The following is a 17,595-nucleotide window of genomic DNA, read 5'->3' on the forward strand; positions in this document are numbered from 1 at the left end:
CGCACTTGTCGCATAGGGCCGCGCGGGGTAGGGACCGGGCATGCAACAGGAAGCTGAGACGTGGCGGAACTGATCGCAGCCGACAAGGCGCTGGAAGCGGCACTGACGCTGCTCCGCGCCGGCGAGGTCGTCGCCATTCCGACGGAGACCGTCTATGGCCTCGCGGGGGACGCCACCAATGGCGAGGCCGTCGCCCGTATCTTCGAGGCCAAGGGCCGCCCGCGCTTCAACCCGCTGATCGCCCATGTCGCCGACATGGCCATGGCCGAGCGCATCGGTGTGTTCGACCCGCTGTCGCGAAAGCTTGCCGAAAAATTCTGGCCCGGACCTTTGACGCTTGTCGTGCCGCTGCGCGCCGGTTCGGGTATCCACCCGCTGGTGACGGCAGGGCTCGAAACGATTGCGCTGCGCATGCCCAAGGGTTTCGGCGGCACATTGATCGCCAGACTCGGGCGGCCATTGGCAGCACCCAGCGCCAACAGCTCGGGCAAGATCAGCTCGACAAGTGGCGAAGCGGTCGCGAGCGATCTCGGGGCGCGCATCCCGCTCGTCGTTGACGGCGGCGCGACGCCGGTCGGGCTGGAATCGACGATCGTCAAGGTCGAGGACGGTCGCGCGCGGCTGCTGCGCCCGGGCGGTGTTCCGGCAGGCGAAATCGAACAGGTGGCCGGCGCGCCGCTGCTGCGCGGCATGACCGCCGGCATCGAAGCGCCTGGAATGCTTGCCTCGCATTATGCGCCGGGCGCTGCGATGCGGCTCAATGCCGACAGCGTCGGTGAGGGCGAGGCGCTGCTGGGGTTCGGCCCGTACCGTGCCGATGGCTGGCAACAGGCGCGCGCCTTTCTCAATCTGTCCGAAGCGGGCGACCTGCGCGAAGCCGCGACAAATCTCTTTGCGCATCTTCAGGCGCTAGACCGCAGTGGCGCTGAACTGATCGCTGTCGAGCCGATCCCGTTCGACGAACTTGGCGAAGCGATCAACGACAGGCTGGCGCGTGCCGCTGCCCCTCGTGACAATCCTCACGTCTGAACTTAGCTTCCGTCACATGACCCAGAATCTTCCCGGCCTCGATCCCGCGCTTGCCGAACGCTTCGCTGCCATCGTCGGCGCGCGTTATGCGGTTCGCGCGGAAAGCGACATCGAACCTTACGTGCATGAGCCGCGCGGCCTGTTCACCGGCGCCACCTCGCTGGTGCTGCGCCCTGCAAACGTCGAGGAGGTGAGCGCGATCATGACGCTTGCCACCGAGACCGGCACGCCGATCGTGCCGCAGGGCGGCAATACCGGCCTCGTCGGCGGCCAGGTGCCTGACCGCTCCGGCGGCCAGATCGTGCTGTCGCTGTCGCGCCTCAACCGCATCCGCGAGATCGATCCGGTTTCCAACACGGTGATTGCCGAGGCCGGCGTCGTGCTCGACGTGCTGCACAAGGCAGCCGACGAGGTCGACCGGCTCTATCCCTTGTCGCTGGCGTCGCAAGGTTCTTGCCAGATCGGCGGCAATTTGTCGTCCAATGCCGGCGGCACCGGCGTGGTTGCCTATGGCAATGCGCGCGAGCTGTGTCTCGGCGTCGAGGTCGTGCTGCCTACCGGAGAGGTGCTCGACGACCTGCGCAAGTTGAAGAAGGACAACACCGGCTACGACCTGAAGAACCTGTTCGTTGGTGCCGAAGGCACGCTCGGCGTCATCACGGCGGCAGTGCTGAAGCTCTATCCCAAGCCCAAGGGCCGCGAAGTCGCCTGGGTCGGGCTGGGGTCGGCTGAAGCCGCGCTCGCTTTGTTCGATCGCGCCCAGGATCTTGCCGGCAGCGCACTGACGGCTTTCGAGCTGATCGGCCATTTGCCTATGGAATTTGCCATGCGCCACATTCCCGATGCCCGGCCGCCGCTGGAAGGCGACTGGCCCTGGCAGGTGCTGATGGAAATCTCGTCGGGCCGTTCGGCCGAGGACGCGCGCGCGCTGATCGAGGATGTTCTTTCGGCTGGCTTCGAGGCGGGGCAGGTTGGCGATGCGGCGATTGCCGCAAGCGTTGCCCATGCCAACGAGTTCTGGCGCCTGCGCGAGATGCTGCCGGAAACGCAGAAGGTGGAAGGTGCCTCGATCAAGCACGACATCTCTGTGCCGATCGCCGGCATCCCTGCCTTCATTGCACAGGGCGCGATTGCCGTGGCAAGCGTCTGCCCCGAGGCGCGGGTGGTCTGCTTTGGCCACATGGGCGACGGCAATCTGCACTACAACGTCTCGCAGCCGGTCGGCATGGCGGCTGACGCGTTCCTCGCGCTCTACCGCGACATGAACAAGGCGGTGCACGACGTCGTGCGCTCCATGAACGGCTCGATCTCGGCCGAGCATGGCATCGGCCAGCTCAAGCGCGACGAACTCATTGCGACGGCGCCGCCCATCGCCATCGACCTGATGCGCCGGGTAAAGAGCGTGTTCGATCCTGCCGGTATCATGAACCCCGGCAAGACGATTTGAAGGTCTCTGGTGGTATTCCGATAACCATCGCTGAGATCAGCAAAATTTAACCCAATTTCTTAAGCGGGGCGGTAAGGTCACCCCGCTAGTGTCCTTCCTAACGAGACCGGGAAAACTGGTCCGGAGAGACCGGAAACCGGCTCTCAGGAGATAACAGGAAGGCACAACATGAACACCGGACTGAAGCCAGTCTGGGCGGGACGCAACATGCGCCTCGACCCGTTCCGCTTGCCACAGATGGTCAGCTACGCAACGCGTGACGACCTTGGCGACGTCACCTTCACCATCGATCACCGCGGCGCGGTGATCCGCCGCCTGCTGGCGCTCAGCGGCCTGCCGGCGACGATCGCGCTGCCGGCACGCGCTTTCCGCGGCGTTGCGGCTCGTGCGATGGAAGACGAGGATCTCAACGTCACGGTGACGCTGGAGCTGCTGCACAACGATCCGATGCTTTCGGTGCCGCTGCTGGTTGCCGACGATCTCGACGACGTTGCCGCCGACTGGCGCGCCTGGGCCGACTATTACAGCCTGCCGATGCTGCTGATCGAGGCGGACGGTGTGGCCCGCACGCTCGAGGAGTCGCTCGGCGCGGCGATCAAGACCCTGCCGGCGCAGGACCGCCGCAAGGGCCGCGTCTCCAGGATGCGCAGGCCGCGTTTCCTCGCCCGCCGCAAGTCGGGCACGCTTGGTGTCCGCCTCGTCATCGACGGCGAAGAGATCATCGCCCGGGCATAGGCAAATCTAGATCAGCGGCTTCAGCGCCACCCAGGCGCCGCCGCAGATCAGGCCGATAAAGATGATCCAGCCGACCTGGCCGTTCGACCTGAACAGCCGGAGGCACTGGTCGGGATCGTCGATGTCGAGCACGGCGATCTGCCTGATCATGTGCGCGCCGGCAGCGACTAGGCCGGCGAGCGCCGGCATCGGCACCTGGGCGATGGCAAAGGCCGTCGCAAACAGCATCAGCGCCCCGCCGTAAAGCCCGACCAGCCACGACTTGGTGTTTTCGCCGAAGAAACGAGCGGTCGACTTCACGCCGACGAGTGCGTCGTCTTCCTTGTCCTGGTGGGCGTAGATCGTGTCGTAGCCGATCACCCACATGATCGAGCCGAAATAGAGCAGCACGGCCGGGCCGTCTATGTCTCCGAACTCGGCCGCCCAGCCCATCAGCGCGCCCCAGGAAAAGGCGAGGCCGAGCACGAATTGCGGCCAGTTGGTGATACGCTTCATGAATGGGTAGATCGCAACGATCGCCAGCGACGAGATGCCGAGCAGAACGGCGAAGCTGTTGAACTGCAACAGCACCACCAGTCCGACAAGTGCCTGAAGCACGAGGAACACCCAAGCCTGGCGGCGGCTGACCTGGCCCGAGGGCAGTGGGCGCGAGCGCGTGCGCTCGACCTGGGCGTCGATGCCTTCGTCGACAATGTCGTTATAGGTGCAGCCGGCGCCGCGCATGGCGATGGCGCCGATGAGGAACAACACCAGGAACGATGGCGAAGGCAGCAGCGACATCAGGCTGTCGCCCGGCCGCGCATAAGCGCTCGCCGCCATCGCTGCCGACCACCAGCATGGCCACAAAAGCAGCACCCAGCCGATCGGCCGGTCCCAGCGCGCGAGCTGGGCATAGGGCCACAGGCCGCGCGGCAAGGCGCGGTAAACCCAGTGACCCGATGGTGCGTCGGCGACCCGGCCCTGGCCGGCTTTTGATTGGATCTGTTCCATGTCATGGGAGTGCCAGCGGCGTGGGCAGGCGTCAAGCGGACGATTTGTCCGCGATTGGCTGCGCTGCAGCTTGACCTCGCCCGCCTCGGCCACTAGCGGGTGCATCACATCAAGCATCGGCAAGAGGTCAAGCGCATGAACATCCTGCTCATCGGTTCCGGCGGCCGCGAACACGCGCTGGCCTGGAAGCTTGCGGCGTCGCCGATGCTGACCAGGCTTTATGCCGCGCCGGGCAATCCCGGCATCGCCCAGGAAGCCGAACTGTTGGCGCTCGATGTCGCCGACCACGCAGCGGTCGTCGCCTTCTGCAAGGACAAGGCGATCGACCTCGTCGTCGTCGGCCCCGAGGGGCCGCTGGTTGCCGGCATTGGCGATGACCTGCGCGCTGCTGGCATCCGCGTATTCGGTCCCTCGAAGGTGGCGGCGCAGCTGGAGGGATCAAAAGGCTTCACCAAGGATCTTTGTGCCCGCTACGGCATTCCGACGGCTGCCTATGGCCGGTTCGACAATGCGGGTGACGCCCGCACCTATGTCGAGAAGATGGGCGCGCCGATCGTCATCAAGGCCGACGGCCTGGCCGCCGGCAAAGGCGTGACGGTGGCGATGACGCTGGACGAAGCGCTGGAAGCGATCGACGCCTGTTTCGAGGGCGCTTTCGGCGGTGCCGGGGCATCTGTCGTGGTCGAGGAATTCATGACCGGCGAGGAGGCGAGCTTCTTCTGCCTTTGCGACGGCAAGACGGCATTGCCTTTCGGCACGGCGCAGGACCATAAGCGTGTCGGCGACGGCGATGTAGGGCCGAACACCGGTGGCATGGGCGCCTATTCGCCGGCACCGGTCATGACGCCGGAACTGATCGAGCAGACCATGCGCGAGATCATCGAGCCGACGATGCGCGGCATGGCTGAGATGGGCGCACCGTTCTCGGGCGTCTTGTTCGCCGGCCTGATGCTGACCGACCAGGGGCCGAAGCTGATCGAATACAACACACGCTTCGGCGATCCCGAATGCCAGGTGCTGATGATGCGACTGAAGGAAGACCTTCTCGTGCTGCTCAATGCCGCCGCCGATGGCCAGCTGTCGCATGTCTCGGCGCGTTGGCGCGACGAGGCGGCGCTGACGGTGGTGATGGCGGCCAAGGGTTATCCGGGCACGCCGGAAAAGGGCTCGGTCATCTCGGGCATCGACAATGCGGAAGCCGCTGGCGCCCAGGTTTTCCACGCCGGCACAGCGACTAACGACGGCAAGATCATCGCCAATGGCGGGCGCGTGCTGAATGTCACGGCGACGGGCAGCAACGTCAGCGAGGCGCAGCAGAAGGCCTATGCGGCCGTCGACAGGCTCGATTGGCCGGAAGGGTTCTGCCGCCGTGACATCGGCTGGCGTGCGGTCGAGCGCGAACAGCAGAAATAATCGGCTGGGCGCTAGGGCGACTGACTAGCGCTCGGCGCGGTCGCTCTCGGTCGAGGCGGTGGCGACCGGATCGAGCCTTGTGGCGTTCTGGCTGGCCACGCGCATCAGCTCGTCGCGCCTCAGTGCTGCGAATTCCGCCATGCCGTTGATGTAACGGCTGGGTGCCGGCTTGAACGCCGGAAGCGCGCCGAGCACAGCCTTGTCCCAGCTCGAGCGCAGTGTTTCGGCAAGCAAGTCGAGACGCACGGGATAGGCGACCGAGGCATAGGTGATGCGGCTTTCGCCCTTCAGCCCGTCATCCCTGGCGATCGGCACCGGAACATTGAGCATGAAGTCGTCTGTCGTTTCGACAAGCTGGCCGAATGGCCAGACGTTGCGCAGGCCTTCGGCGTCCATTGGCGCGACGTTGACATCGATGTCGTTGGGGGTGCCGGCGACGCGGTAGGGGCAGCGGCGTTCGCCGCAATTGGCCTGGGCCGAGAATTGCCACAGCGAATAACGCTGCCAGTTGCCCTTCGGGAAATGAATGCCGATCTCGGGCTTGTAACGCGCATACCACAGCGGCAGCCGCGACAGCAGCCGGTAGCGGTAGCGGTTGTCGGCGATGTACTTGGAGGTCGTGCCGTTGGTGTAGAGGATCGGGTAGCGGCCAGTGCGCAGGAAGATGTGGCGCACGAACAGTTCGGCGTCCTCGAGCGACATCCATTTGGTCGGGTCGTTCTCCTCGATGTCGATCGCCATCAAGTCGTCGGGGCCGGGTTCGGCGAAGTCGAGGAAGTTTTCGGCCTGCTCGATCGGATTGCCGGGGCGGGCGAGATGGTAGGCGCCCCATTTTAGGCCGAGCGCCTTGGCGACGACCTTGCGGGTGTGAAACAGCTCGCGGGCCACCGCATGGCGTTTCCACAGCGCCTTGCACAGCCTGTAGGCGGTTTCATCGCCCGAGCAAGCGTAAGCCGGCGGCAGGCCGTCGGAGGCCTTGTTGATGAAGCCGACGATGCGCTTGTCGCCTGCCAGCTTCTGCCAGTCGATAGAATTGTATTCGTAGGCGTCGATGACGAGCGCTCGGTCGGCCTTCTTCCATGGTTCGGAGAAGTCGGAAGCCGCGGCAGGCGCGGGGACGTGGCTCACCCAAGCGGCAGTGAGCGCTGCAAGCGCGAGGCGATGAAATCTAGACGCCAGTCCCCTCAAAAGGCGATCCTCGGTGATCGATGTCCGATCGTGGACCGCCATGGTTAAGGAAATGCTGATGCGTCTCCACCGCCTTCAGGTTGAAAGCGATAGCTTTTGAGGCCGATTGGGGCGCTATTCGAGCGGATTCGGCGCGGGCGAGGCTGCTGGCGTGCATTTAACTCGCGTGTTTCCGATGGTGGGCAAGCCGACGGCTTCGGCGAAAAGGCTGGCCAGAAATTTGACGTTTACGTAAAAAGTCACTTCCCCTTGCCTCGGGAAGGCGGCTAGTGTGCGTGCCAAGCGGTGGTGAGGCCGCACAGCAGATCGTCAGGTGCAGGAGGAAGCATCATGTACCGCGCCCCGGTGGAAGAGATAGCGTTCGCGCTGAAGCATGTTGCCGGCCTCAAGGCGGCCATCGATGCCGGCACCTTCGGTGACCTCGGCGAGGATCTCGTCGATGCCATCCTTGGCGAGGCCGGGCGCTTCGCCAGCGACGAGGTGGCGCCGCTCTACAAGGTCGGCGACCAAATCGGCGCCAAGCTCCACGATGCCGCCGTCACCATGCCTCCGGGTTGGAAGGAGCTCTACAAGCATTGGACCGAAGGTGGCTGGAACAGCCTGAACGGCCCCGAGGAATATGGCGGGCAGGGCCTGCCGACGATGATGGGCGTGGCGACGCTCGAAATGTGGAACTCGGCCTCGATGGCCTTCGGCATCGGCCCGACGCTGTCGATGGGCGCCGTCGAGACGCTGGAAAAGCATGCATCGGAAGACCTGAAGTCAGCCTATCTGGCAAAGCTCGTCTCCGGCGAGTGGATGGGCACAATGAACCTGACCGAACCACAGGCCGGGTCCGATCTCGCCGCGTTGCGCACCCGTGCCGAGCGGTCGAGTGATGGCACCTACCGCATCTTCGGCCAGAAGATCTTCATCACCTATGGCGAGCACGATTTCACCGACAACATCGTCCACCTGGTGCTGGCCAGATTGCCCGATGCGCCGGCCGGCACACGCGGCATTTCGCTGTTTCTGGTGCCGAAATTCCTGCTCAACGATGACGGTACGCCGGGTGCGCGCAACGACGTGTTCTGCTCGGGTATCGAGGAGAAACTTGGCATCCACGCTTCGCCGACCTGCACGATGATCTATGGCGACGGCTTCGCCAAGGGCCGCGAGCCCGGCGCCGTCGGCTGGCTGATCGGCGAGGAAAACCGCGGGCTCGCCTGCATGTTCACGATGATGAACAATGCCCGCCTGCTGGTCGGCATCCAGGGCGTGGCGGTTGCCGAGACGGCGTTCCAGAAGGCGCTCGCCTATGCCAATGAGCGCCGTCAGGGCAAGGCGTCGTCCTATTCCGGCGAGGGCATGGCGCCGATCGTCCATCACCCCGACGTGCAGCGCAACCTTTTGACGATGAAGGCGCTGACCCAGGCCGCGCGCGCCATCGCCTATTCCTGCGCCCATGCCATCGACATGGCGCGGGTGTCGACCGGCGCCGACAAGGCGCACTGGCGGGACCGCGCCAACCTGCTGACGCCGCTGGCCAAGGCATTCTCCACCGATGTGGGCGTCGATGTCGCCTCGCTTGGCGTGCAGATCCATGGCGGCATGGGGTTCATCGAGGAGACGGGTGCGGCAGCCCTTCTGCGCGATGCCCGCATCGCCCCGATCTATGAGGGCACCAACGGCATCCAGGCCATCGACCTCGTCACCCGCAAGCTGCCGCTCGGCAATGGCGAACATGTCTTCGGCTATATTGGCGAACTCGATGGCGTGGCCATTGCTGTCGCTGCGATGAACAGCGAAGCCTATGGCCGCACCGCACTTATTCTCGAGCAGGCGCTCGACGATCTTCAGGGCGTCACGCGCCATCTGCAGAGGCAGCTTGGCGACGGCCGAACGGACGATGTGCTGGCCGGCGCCACGCCATATCTCAGGCTGTTCTCCTTGGTCGCCGGCGGGGCCTATCTGGCGCGCGCGGCACTCGCTGACGGCGACGAGCGGCGCATCGCGCTGTGCCGCTTCTTTGCCGAAAACCTGCTTGGCGAGACCGCAGCACTCAAGGACCGCATCACCGGCGGCACGGCAAGCCTTGCCGCCGCCGCCACGGCGCTGATCTCGGCGTAATTTTTCTGGGGGACTGGACCGACGTGACCGACCACATTCTCATCGAACGGCAAGGCGCCGTGCAGATCATCCGGATGAATCGTCCGGACAAGAAGAACGCCATCACCCGCGCCATGTATGCCGAGATGGCGGCGGCACTTGTCGCCGGCGACAAGGACGCAGCCGTGCGCTGCCACGTCTTTCTCGGCGTGCCCGGAGCGTTTTCGTCGGGCAACGACCTGGCCGACTTTATGGTGATCGCATCGGGCGGCGAGGGCGGCGGCGAGGTGTGGGATTTCCTGCTCGCTTTGGCCAGAACCGAAAAGCCTGTCGTCTCGGGCGTCGACGGCATTGCGGTGGGCATCGGCACGACGATCAATCTGCATTGCGACCTGACCTTCGCCACGCCGCGCACGATCTTCCGCACGCCCTTTGTCGATCTTGGGCTGGTGCCCGAGGCAGGCTCGAGCCTGATCGCGCCGCAGCTGCTTGGCCTGCAGGGCGCCTTTGCGCTGCTCGGGCTGGGCGAGGGCTTCCCGGCCGAACGCGCCTTGGCTGCCGGACTGATCTACAAGGTCGTTGCGGAAGACGAGCTGGAAACAGCGGCCTTGGCGGCCGCAGCGGACATCGCCGCCAAGCCGCCGGAGGCGCTCAAGATCGCGCGTGACCTGATGCGCGGCGACCGGACCCAACTCGTCGAGCGCATCAAGGAAGAGGGCGCGCATTTCCGCGCCCGGCTCAAGTCCGACGAGGCGCGTGCCGCACTCGTTGCCTTCATGACACGCAAGAAGGGCTGAAGGTCGCGCTTAGCCAGTGTCTGCAGAAGTGGCACGGGCGCTGCGGGCAGCTGTCTTCTCCCCGGCCTTCACGGGGAGAAGATGCCGGCAGGCAGATGAGGGGCAGCGCGAGCGCGTAAGATTGCCCCTCACCCTTACCCTCTCCCCGTGAAGGACGGGGCGAGGGGGACATCCACCTTGCGCTCAGCCTCCGAAAAAGTGCCTTGCTCATTCGAGGCAGGCTAAGCCCTCACGGATAGAGCCGATCCTTGTCCCAGCCGCCATCGGCAGCGCGGGTGAAGACGACGCGGTCGTGCAGGCGGAAGGGGCGGTCGTGCCAGAACTCGATCTGGCTCGGCACGATGCGGAAACCCGACCAGTGCGGCGGGCGCGGGATTTCGCCGATGACATGGCGAGCCGTGTACTCGGCCACGGCCTTTTCAAGCGCGAAACGGCTTTCGAGCGGGCGCGACTGCTTCGACGCCCAGGCGCCGATGCGGCTGCCGCGCGGGCGCGAGGCAAAATACTCGTCGGCTTCGGCATCGGTGACGATTTCAACCGGGCCGCGCACGCGGACCTGGCGGCGCAGCGATTTCCAGTGGAAACACATCGCTGCTTTCATGGTCGCGAGGATTTCCCGACCCTTGGCGCTTTCGAAATTGGTGTAGAAGACGAAGCCATGTTCGTCGAATCCCTTGAGCAGCACCATGCGCACGTCAGGCAGTCCGTCGGTATCGACGGTCGCCAGCGCCAGCGCGGTGGGGTCGTTGGGTTCGCTGGCCGTGGCGTCCTTCAGCCACGAGGCAAAGAGCTGGAAAGGCTCCGCAGCCTCCGTGAAGTCACCGCTTGTTAACTCTGAGTCCGTCATAGCTCTTACTCGACCTGCCAATTACGACCGGGAGAATGCCTATTGTCGCGCTTCGCGCAAGCCTTTGAGGGCCATTGCCTCCCACAATTCGGGTTCCGATCCTTCAAGGTGCTGCTGCTGCTTGGCCTGACGACGATCAGCGCATGCGGTGCCGGTGGCTTCAGCCTCGAAAAGGCGGAAGTCGACCGCAGCCTCGTTACAAGCAAGGTTCCCGACGACGTCAACAGGACCACCGACGCGAATCGACTGTCCGACGAGACGACGATCCGCAACGCGGTTTCGTCCGCCGACGTCGACGAGCTGAGAGGGCAGGCGATTCCCTGGGCCAATGCCGAGACGGGCTCGCGCGGCGCGATCACGGCCCTTGTCGAGAGCAAGGAACGTGGCGTGCTGTGCCGCGAATTCGCCGTTTCGCGCGAGAGCTTCGACGGGGTCAGCCTGTTCAAGGGCGAGGTCTGCGCCGCCGGGTCCGGTACCTGGCAGATGCTGTCTTTCTCGCCGGCCTGACGGTTGCGGCTTTCAGCCTCTGGAATTTCTTCCTAGCCAAGCGCATATAGGAAGGAACAAACCCTTTTCTCTGTTGTGGATTGACGCATGCGCGACCCCTATGAGGTGCTGGGCGTTGCCAAGAACGCCTCGGCCAAGGACATCAAGGCGGCTTACCGCAAGCTCGCCAAGAAGCACCACCCGGACCAGAATCCGGACGATCCGAAGGCGAAGGAACGCTTTGCCGCGGCCAACCAAGCCTATGAGATTCTCGGCGACGAGAAGAAGAAGACGGCTTTCGACCACGGCGAAATCGACGCCGAGGGCAAGGCGCGCTTCCATGGCTTCGAAGGCGCTGCAGGCGGCGATCCATTTGGCGGCTTCCGCCGCCAGCAGGCTGGCCCAGGCGGTTCGCGCTTCGAATTCCGTTCCGGCGGCCCGGGCGGTGGGTCCTTCGATGCCGGCGACATCTTCAGCCAGATTTTTGGCGATTCCTTTGGCCAGCGCGGCCCCGGTTCTGCTGCCGGCGCCGGCATGGGCGGTGGCCCAGGTGCCCAGCGCGCTCAACCGGGCGGCGACGTCAATGTCACGCTTGATGTCACCATCGAGGAGGCGGCGACCGCGCCGAAGGTAACGGCGATGTTCCCCGATGGCCGCAAGATGGCGGTGAAACTGCCGGAATTCGTCGAGGACGGCCAGACGATCAGGCTCAAGGGGCAGGGTGAGCAGGGCCTTGGCGGCGCCGGCGACGCGCTGGTCAAGATCAGGTTTCGTCGCCATCTACGCTACCGCGTCGAGGGCAGGGACCTGCATGTCGACCTGCCGGTGAGCCTCAAGGAGGCGGTACTTGGCACCAAGGCGGCGGTGGAAACGCCAACCGGCCGGCTGGCGGTGAAAATCCCCGAATGGTCGAGTTCCGACAAGGTGCTGCGCCTCAAGGGCCGTGGCCTGCCCGAGAAGGCAGGTGGCCATGGCGACCTTTATGCCCATGTCCGCGTCATGCTGCCGGAAGGCGGCGATGCGGCACTTGAGGAATTGCTGCGCAAGTCCCCCGACTGACGCAAGGCTTGCGTCATCTTCACAGTCCATGGCCCTGGCTGCGACGAAGGTCGCATGAAAGCTTGAAGGTGCAGGTTGCCTATGCGATAGGCTCTGCAAAACAGTCAAAGCATTGGAGTGCGCTCATATGGCGGGTGGACAGGGCCTGATGGCCGGCAAGCGCGGCCTTATTCTCGGCGTCGCCAACAACAGATCGATTGCCTGGGGCATTGCCAAGGCCTGCGCCGACCAGGGTGCCGAGCTTGCGTTCACCTATCAGGGCGATGCCCTGAAGAAGCGCGTCGAGCCGCTGGCCGCCGAAATCGGCGCTTTCGTCTGCGGGCATTGCGATGTCACCGACATGGCGACCATCGACGCCTGCTTCGAGACGCTGGAAAAGAAGTGGGGCAAGCTCGACTTCGTCGTCCACGCCATAGGCTTCTCCGACAAGGACGAGCTGACCGGCCGCTATGTCGACACCAGCCATGCCAACTTCCTGCGCACCATGGACATCTCGGTCTATTCCTTCACGGCTGTCGCCCAGCGCGCCGAGAAGCTGATGACCGATGGCGGCTCGATGCTGACCATGACTTACTACGGCGCCGAGAAGGTGATGCCGAACTACAACGTCATGGGCGTTGCCAAGGCAGCGCTCGAGGCGAGCGTGAAGTATCTCGCTGTCGACCTCGGCCCGAAGGCGATCCGCGTCAACGCGATCTCCGCTGGCCCGATCAAGACGCTTGCTGCGTCCGGCATCGACGACTTCCGCTACATCCTGAAGTGGAACGAGTACAACGCGCCGCTGCGCCGCACCGTTTCGATCGAGGAGGTCGGCGATTCCGCGCTCTATTTCCTGTCGAACCTGTCGCGTGGCGTCACCGGCGAAGTGCATCACGTCGATTCCGGCTACCATGTCGTCGGCATGAAGGCCGTGGATGCGCCTGACATCGCTGCCGTTAAGGACTGATCCTTCCCGAACAGCATCGCCATGACCCCGCTTCTCTACGTCGTCCGACATGGCCAGACGCCATGGAACGCCGAGCAGCGTCTGCAGGGGCAGGCCGATATCGACATCAATGCGGTCGGGCGCGAGCAGGCCGACCGCAACGGCGGCCGGCTCGCCGAGCTGATCCCTGATCCCGCGGCCTTCGACTTCGTTGCGAGCCCGATGCGGCGCACCCGCGAGACCATGGAGCGGGCGCGCAGGGCGATGGGGCTCGATCCCATGGCCTACCGGACCGACCCGCGCCTCGTCGAAGTCAATTTCGGCGACTGGCAGGGCTTTACTTTCGCCGAACTCGAAGCGCGCCTGCCGGGCGCCAGCACGGCACGCCAACACGACAAATGGGATTTCGTCCCGCCCGGCGAAGATGCCGAGAGCTACGAGATGCTGGCCTGCCGCATCCGCCCGTGGCTGGTCGAGATCAGCCAGCCGACGGTCTGCGTCACCCATGGCGGCGTGATGCGGGCGGTTTTCCGGCTGGTGGAAGACCTGCCCAAAAACAAAGCCGCGGCCCTGGAGATTCCCCAAGACCGCGTGCTGAGAGTGCAGGATGGCCGCCTCGACTGGCTGTAAAGCCGGCGGCCCGATTTCTATTACTGCGGCAGTTCCATGTCGGTGATCAGGTTCTCGCCCTCGACGACGTCGTAAGCGAGCAGGATGTCCATACCCGGCTTGATGTTCTCGACATCGAACTCGCCCGGCAGCTTGTAGGACTTGCCGTTGGAAAGCGTGATGGTGGACTTTTCCTTGTCGACCGACTTGACCTGGCCTTCGGCTTCGGCAGCGAGCGCAGCGCCAGACATGATGAGCACGGCGGCAACGGCGCCAATAAGGGTACGCATTGTCGTCCTCTTTTTTCTGCGCCCCGCAAGGCGAGGCAAAAACGTTAACGAGCGGTTGGAAGGAAGCAGAAACCAACCGAATGTGTCAAAACTAAAACTGCTGCGATCACGGTTTGACCACTGCTAATGCAGCCAATTGACCGCGCCGAGCCCATGCCGATGCGCAAAAGATGCCCGTCGGTGGAGGGTTCGGGGTCGAAAAGCAATTTTACTTTTCAGGGGCATGCGTTAGAACGCGGCCATATCCGGAAAGGTCCGCCTGCATGTCGCACAACACCTTCGGCCATCTGTTTCGCGTCACCACCTGGGGTGAGAGCCATGGGCCGGCGCTTGGCTGTGTCGTCGACGGCTGCCCGCCCGGTATCCGCTTCACGCTGAAGGACATCCAGGACGAGCTCGACAAGCGCAAGCCAGGCCAGTCGCGCTTCGTCACCCAGCGCCGTGAGCCCGACGAGGTCAAGGTGCTGTCGGGCGTCATCACGGACGACGACGGCGAGACCCTCGTCTCGACGGGGACGCCGATCTCGATGCTGATCGAGAATGTCGACCAACGTTCGAAGGACTATGGCGAGATTGCGCGGCAGTATCGCCCTGGCCACGCCGACTACGCCTACGACGTCAAATATGGCCTGCGCGATCATCGCGGCGGCGGACGCTCGTCGGCGCGCGAGACGGCGGCGCGTGTTGCTGCCGGCGCCATTGCCCGCAAGATCGTGCCGGGACTGGTGGTGCGCGGCGCGCTGGTGTCGATGGGCACCAAGTCGATCGACCGCGCCAACTGGAACTGGGATTTCATCGGCAGCGCCGAAAATCCATTCTTCACGCCTGATGCTGCCTCGGTCCAGGTCTTTGCCGACTATCTCGATGGCATCAGAAAGTCGGGCTCGTCGGTCGGTGCCGTGATCGAGATCGTCGCCGAAGGCGTGCCGGCAGGCCTTGGCGCCCCGATCTATGCCAAGCTCGACCAGGACATCGCCTCCAACCTGATGTCGATCAACGCCGTCAAGGGCGTCGAGATCGGCAACGGCTTCGAGGCTGCGCGGATAACAGGCGAGGAGAATGCCGACGAGATGCGCATGGGCAATGACGGCACGCCCCTGTTCCTGTCCAACAATGCCGGCGGCATTCTGGGCGGCATTTCGACCGGACAGGACGTTATCGCCCGTTTCGCCGTCAAGCCGACCTCCTCGATCCTGACGCCGCGCAAGTCGATCGACAAGGACGGCAAGGACGTCGACGTGATGACCAAGGGACGCCACGATCCGTGCGTCGGCATCCGCGCCGTGCCGATCGGGGAGGCGATGGTTGCCTGCGCGATCGCCGACCATTACCTGCGCCACCGCGGACAGACGGGCAGGATTTAGGCGCGTAGGGCACGACGTCAGCAGAGCAATTCGCTCTGCCTACAAAAAAGCCTACTGCCTCACTGCCTTAATGCCCTAATCTGCCCCACAACAACCACACGCACCGAGTGACCACGCCATGCCATACGACCAGAAGAAAGTTGTCGAAGCGCTGCGCGCTTTCGAGCGCGGCGAGATCGTGGTCGTCATGGATGATGACGGGCGCGAGAACGAAGGCGATTTGATCGTTGCCGCCGTCCACTGCACGGCAGAGAAGATGGCCTTCATCGTGCGCCACACCTCGGGCATCGTCTGCACGCCGATGCTCAAGGAAGACGCTCGGCGCCTCAACCTGACGCCGATGGTCGCCGATAACGATTCCGCCCACACCACGGCCTTTACCGTCAGCGTCGATTTCAAGCACGGCACCACGACAGGCATCTCGGCCGACGACCGCACGCTGACCGTGCGCAACCTTGCCAATGGCAATGTCGGCGGCTCGGATTTTGTCCGCCCAGGCCACATCTTCCCCCTCATCGCCCGCGAAGGCGGCGTTCTGATGCGTTCGGGCCATACCGAAGCCGCCGTAGACCTCTGCAAGCTCGCCGGCCTGCCGCCGGTCGGCGTGATCTCCGAACTGGTCAATGACGACGGCACGGTCATGCGCGGTCCGCAGGTCGCGGCCTTTGCCGAGAAGAACGGGCTGCAGCAGGTCTCCGTCGCCGACCTGATCGCCTATCGCCAGCGCCAGGAAACGCTGATCGAGCGCGTCAGCACCTTCGACATCGACACCCCGGCCGGCAAGGCCAAGGCCATCACCTACACGCTGCCGTGGGACTCGATGCACCATCTCGCCATCGTCTTCGGTGACATCCGCGACGGCGAGGAAGTGCCGGTGCGCCTCCACACCGAGGACGTCGTCACCGACGTGTTCGGCACCAGCAACAAGCTTGCCGATATCATGAAGACCTTCGGCGAGTGCAAGCGCGGCGTCATCGTCTATCTGCGCGAGGGCTCGGTCGGCGTCTCCAATCTCGGTCGCAACCGCCCGGTAGCGGAGCGCGAGGATCACGAAGAGGCGCGCCGCCGCGAAGACGAATGGCGCCAGATCGGCCTTGGCGCACAGATTCTCAAGGATCTCGGCATCTCGTCGATCAACCTGGTCGCTTCGCGCGAACGCCACTATGTCGGCCTCGAAGGCTTCGGCATTCGCATTTCCAAGACCGAAATCCGCTGATTTCGGCAGCGACCAGCGGGGGTGATTGATCCACCCCCGGGATGATTGACATCCGCCGGCTGCGGCGCATCCTCCTGTCCATCTCTTAGGGGAGAGTCGGGTATGTGGGATTTCAGCATAGGCCAGAGCCTGGCGATCATGGCACGCACCTGGCCGTTCATCGTGCTGCGCATGGTCGTCTATTTCGGCATCACGCTCGCCTACATCGTGGCGATGGGAGCCGGCGCCGGCGTCGGCTACGGCGTCGGCCATATCGCAACGGACCCTGACGGGCCGGTTTCATTCGCCGTATGGGGTGGCATCGCCGGCTTTGGCGTGGTGTCGGTCGCGGTCTACTGGATCCGTGAGTATATCCTCTACATCGTCAAGGCCGGGCATATCGCGGTCATGGTCCATCTGATCGACGGCCGCGACATTCCGGGCGGCCAGAACCAGATCTCCTATGCCCGCGAGGTCGTCACCGAGCGCTTCACCGAAGCGAGCGTGCTGTTCGTTCTTGACCAGCTGGTGAAGGGCGTGATCCGCACCATTACCGGACTGATCGGTGGCATTGCGGCCTTTCTGCCGATCCCCGGCCTCGATGGCCTGGTGCGGTTTCTCAACACCATCGTCCGCATGTCGCTGACCTATGTCGACGAGATCATCCTCGGCTACAACATCCGTATCGGCAGCAATTCGCCCTGGCAGAGCGCACGGCAGGGCGTCGTGCTTTATGCCCAGAACGGCTCGACCATGATCAAGAATGCGGTCTGGCTGTCGCTCGTCGTCTGGGTGGTGTCGCTGTTCATCTTCCTATTCATGCTCGCACCCGCAGGCGCCATTCTCTACTTCATGCCTGGCGAAATGGGCGGCTGGGCTTTCGTGCTGGCGATCGTCTTTGCCTGGGCGTTCAAGTCAGCGCTGATCGAGCCGTTTGCCGTGGCATCGCTGATGCAGGTCTACTTCAAGGTCATCGAAGGCCAGGTGCCCAATCCGGAATGGGACAGGAAGCTGGAAGAGGCGTCGTCGAAGTTCCGGGAACTCAAGGAAAAGGCCTTCGGCTCGGGCGAAGCGTCGCGCTGGGACGGGTCTGCAAAGAACGTCTGAACGTGAAAGGTACGGCCCGCTTTCGC

The 17,595-nt window shown here is 64.2% G+C and carries 17 protein-coding genes; 13 read left to right on the top strand and 4 right to left on the bottom strand.

The genetic code is table 11. The features are described from left to right. The first annotated feature begins 60 nt into the window (after positions 1 to 60). The 3 genes from ACSQ3E_RS06645 (at position 61) to ACSQ3E_RS06655 (ending at position 3,211) form a co-directional block, all read left to right on the top strand. Positions 61 to 1,029 carry an L-threonylcarbamoyladenylate synthase gene (locus ACSQ3E_RS06645; protein WP_436122088.1) on the top strand — a complete coding sequence of 323 codons (969 nt, stop codon included), beginning with the start codon at positions 61 to 63 and terminating at the stop codon, positions 1,027 to 1,029. Between the two features lie 16 nt (positions 1,030 to 1,045). Then, positions 1,046 to 2,476, top strand: coding sequence for an FAD-binding oxidoreductase (locus tag ACSQ3E_RS06650; RefSeq protein ID WP_436122089.1), 1,431 nt, complete (start codon positions 1,046 to 1,048; stop codon positions 2,474 to 2,476). A gap of 168 nt (positions 2,477 to 2,644) precedes the next feature. Further along, the gene (locus ACSQ3E_RS06655; protein ID WP_115733131.1) at positions 2,645 to 3,211 is read left to right on the top strand and encodes a DUF6101 family protein; all 567 of its coding nucleotides are present in this window, start codon (positions 2,645 to 2,647) and stop codon (positions 3,209 to 3,211) included. A 6-nt stretch (positions 3,212 to 3,217) separates the two neighbouring features. Here the strand turns inward: ACSQ3E_RS06655 and ubiA are convergent, their stop codons facing one another. Further along, the gene (ubiA, locus tag ACSQ3E_RS06660) at positions 3,218 to 4,201 is read right to left on the bottom strand and encodes a 4-hydroxybenzoate octaprenyltransferase (protein ID WP_436122090.1); all 984 of its coding nucleotides are present in this window, start codon (positions 4,199 to 4,201) and stop codon (positions 3,218 to 3,220) included. A 135-nt stretch (positions 4,202 to 4,336) separates the two neighbouring features. Between ubiA and purD the strand changes: the two genes are divergently transcribed. Further along, the gene (purD, locus tag ACSQ3E_RS06665; protein ID WP_436122091.1) at positions 4,337 to 5,614 is read left to right on the top strand and encodes a phosphoribosylamine--glycine ligase; all 1,278 of its coding nucleotides are present in this window, start codon (positions 4,337 to 4,339) and stop codon (positions 5,612 to 5,614) included. Positions 5,615 to 5,638: 24 nt separating this feature from the next. On the opposite strand, the gene ACSQ3E_RS06670 is transcribed toward purD, so the two are convergent. Beyond that, complete coding sequence (locus ACSQ3E_RS06670; RefSeq protein WP_436122092.1) at positions 5,639 to 6,844, bottom strand: glycoside hydrolase family 25 protein; 1,206 nt, start codon at positions 6,842 to 6,844, stop codon at positions 5,639 to 5,641. A 288-nt stretch (positions 6,845 to 7,132) separates the two neighbouring features. Here ACSQ3E_RS06670 and ACSQ3E_RS06675 point away from each other — a divergent pair, with 288 nt between their 5' ends. Both ACSQ3E_RS06675 and ACSQ3E_RS06680 read left to right on the top strand, forming a co-directional pair. Beyond that, positions 7,133 to 8,911 carry an acyl-CoA dehydrogenase gene (locus ACSQ3E_RS06675; RefSeq protein WP_436122093.1) on the top strand — a complete coding sequence of 593 codons (1,779 nt, stop codon included), beginning with the start codon at positions 7,133 to 7,135 and terminating at the stop codon, positions 8,909 to 8,911. A gap of 23 nt (positions 8,912 to 8,934) precedes the next feature. Then, the gene (locus ACSQ3E_RS06680) at positions 8,935 to 9,687 is read left to right on the top strand and encodes a crotonase/enoyl-CoA hydratase family protein (RefSeq protein ID WP_436122094.1); all 753 of its coding nucleotides are present in this window, start codon (positions 8,935 to 8,937) and stop codon (positions 9,685 to 9,687) included. Between the two features lie 229 nt (positions 9,688 to 9,916). Here the strand turns inward: ACSQ3E_RS06680 and pdxH are convergent, their stop codons facing one another. After that, positions 9,917 to 10,534 (bottom strand): pyridoxamine 5'-phosphate oxidase, encoded by a 618-nt coding sequence (gene pdxH, locus ACSQ3E_RS06685; RefSeq protein ID WP_310323082.1) that lies wholly within the window; start codon positions 10,532 to 10,534, stop codon positions 9,917 to 9,919. 108 nt (positions 10,535 to 10,642) lie between these two features. On the opposite strand from pdxH, the gene ACSQ3E_RS06690 reads away from it, so the two are divergent. The 4 genes from ACSQ3E_RS06690 to ACSQ3E_RS06705 all read left to right on the top strand — a co-directional run bounded on the left by ACSQ3E_RS06690 (position 10,643) and on the right by ACSQ3E_RS06705 (position 13,634). Next, positions 10,643 to 11,041: an RT0821/Lpp0805 family surface protein gene (locus ACSQ3E_RS06690; protein ID WP_310323083.1), complete on the top strand. Its 399-nt coding sequence runs from the start codon at positions 10,643 to 10,645 to the stop codon at positions 11,039 to 11,041. A gap of 87 nt (positions 11,042 to 11,128) precedes the next feature. Then, the gene (locus tag ACSQ3E_RS06695) at positions 11,129 to 12,079 is read left to right on the top strand and encodes a DnaJ C-terminal domain-containing protein (RefSeq protein ID WP_310323084.1); all 951 of its coding nucleotides are present in this window, start codon (positions 11,129 to 11,131) and stop codon (positions 12,077 to 12,079) included. A gap of 127 nt (positions 12,080 to 12,206) precedes the next feature. Next, positions 12,207 to 13,025, top strand: a complete 819-nt coding sequence (gene fabI, locus ACSQ3E_RS06700; protein ID WP_067964622.1) for an enoyl-ACP reductase FabI — start codon at positions 12,207 to 12,209, stop codon at positions 13,023 to 13,025. A gap of 21 nt (positions 13,026 to 13,046) precedes the next feature. Further along, positions 13,047 to 13,634 (top strand): histidine phosphatase family protein, encoded by a 588-nt coding sequence (locus ACSQ3E_RS06705; RefSeq protein ID WP_436122095.1) that lies wholly within the window; start codon positions 13,047 to 13,049, stop codon positions 13,632 to 13,634. Positions 13,635 to 13,654: 20 nt separating this feature from the next. Here ACSQ3E_RS06705 and ACSQ3E_RS06710 read toward each other — a convergent pair whose 3' ends face one another. Beyond that, positions 13,655 to 13,903, bottom strand: a complete 249-nt coding sequence (locus ACSQ3E_RS06710) for a DUF1344 domain-containing protein (RefSeq protein WP_310323087.1) — start codon at positions 13,901 to 13,903, stop codon at positions 13,655 to 13,657. A 263-nt stretch (positions 13,904 to 14,166) separates the two neighbouring features. On the opposite strand from ACSQ3E_RS06710, the gene aroC reads away from it, so the two are divergent. The 3 genes from aroC (at position 14,167) to ACSQ3E_RS06725 (ending at position 17,569) form a co-directional block, all read left to right on the top strand. Next, positions 14,167 to 15,267, top strand: a complete 1,101-nt coding sequence (gene aroC, locus ACSQ3E_RS06715) for a chorismate synthase (protein ID WP_436122096.1) — start codon at positions 14,167 to 14,169, stop codon at positions 15,265 to 15,267. 118 nt (positions 15,268 to 15,385) lie between these two features. Further along, positions 15,386 to 16,483: a 3,4-dihydroxy-2-butanone-4-phosphate synthase gene (gene ribB, locus ACSQ3E_RS06720; RefSeq protein WP_436122097.1), complete on the top strand. Its 1,098-nt coding sequence runs from the start codon at positions 15,386 to 15,388 to the stop codon at positions 16,481 to 16,483. Positions 16,484 to 16,585: 102 nt separating this feature from the next. After that, positions 16,586 to 17,569, top strand: coding sequence for a hypothetical protein (locus ACSQ3E_RS06725; protein WP_310323093.1), 984 nt, complete (start codon positions 16,586 to 16,588; stop codon positions 17,567 to 17,569). The last annotated feature ends 26 nt before the right edge of the window (positions 17,570 to 17,595 follow it).

It is taken from the genome of Aminobacter sp. LjRoot7 (genome assembly GCF_964252895.1).
Lineage (GTDB): Bacteria > Pseudomonadota > Alphaproteobacteria > Rhizobiales > Rhizobiaceae > Aminobacter > Aminobacter aminovorans_B.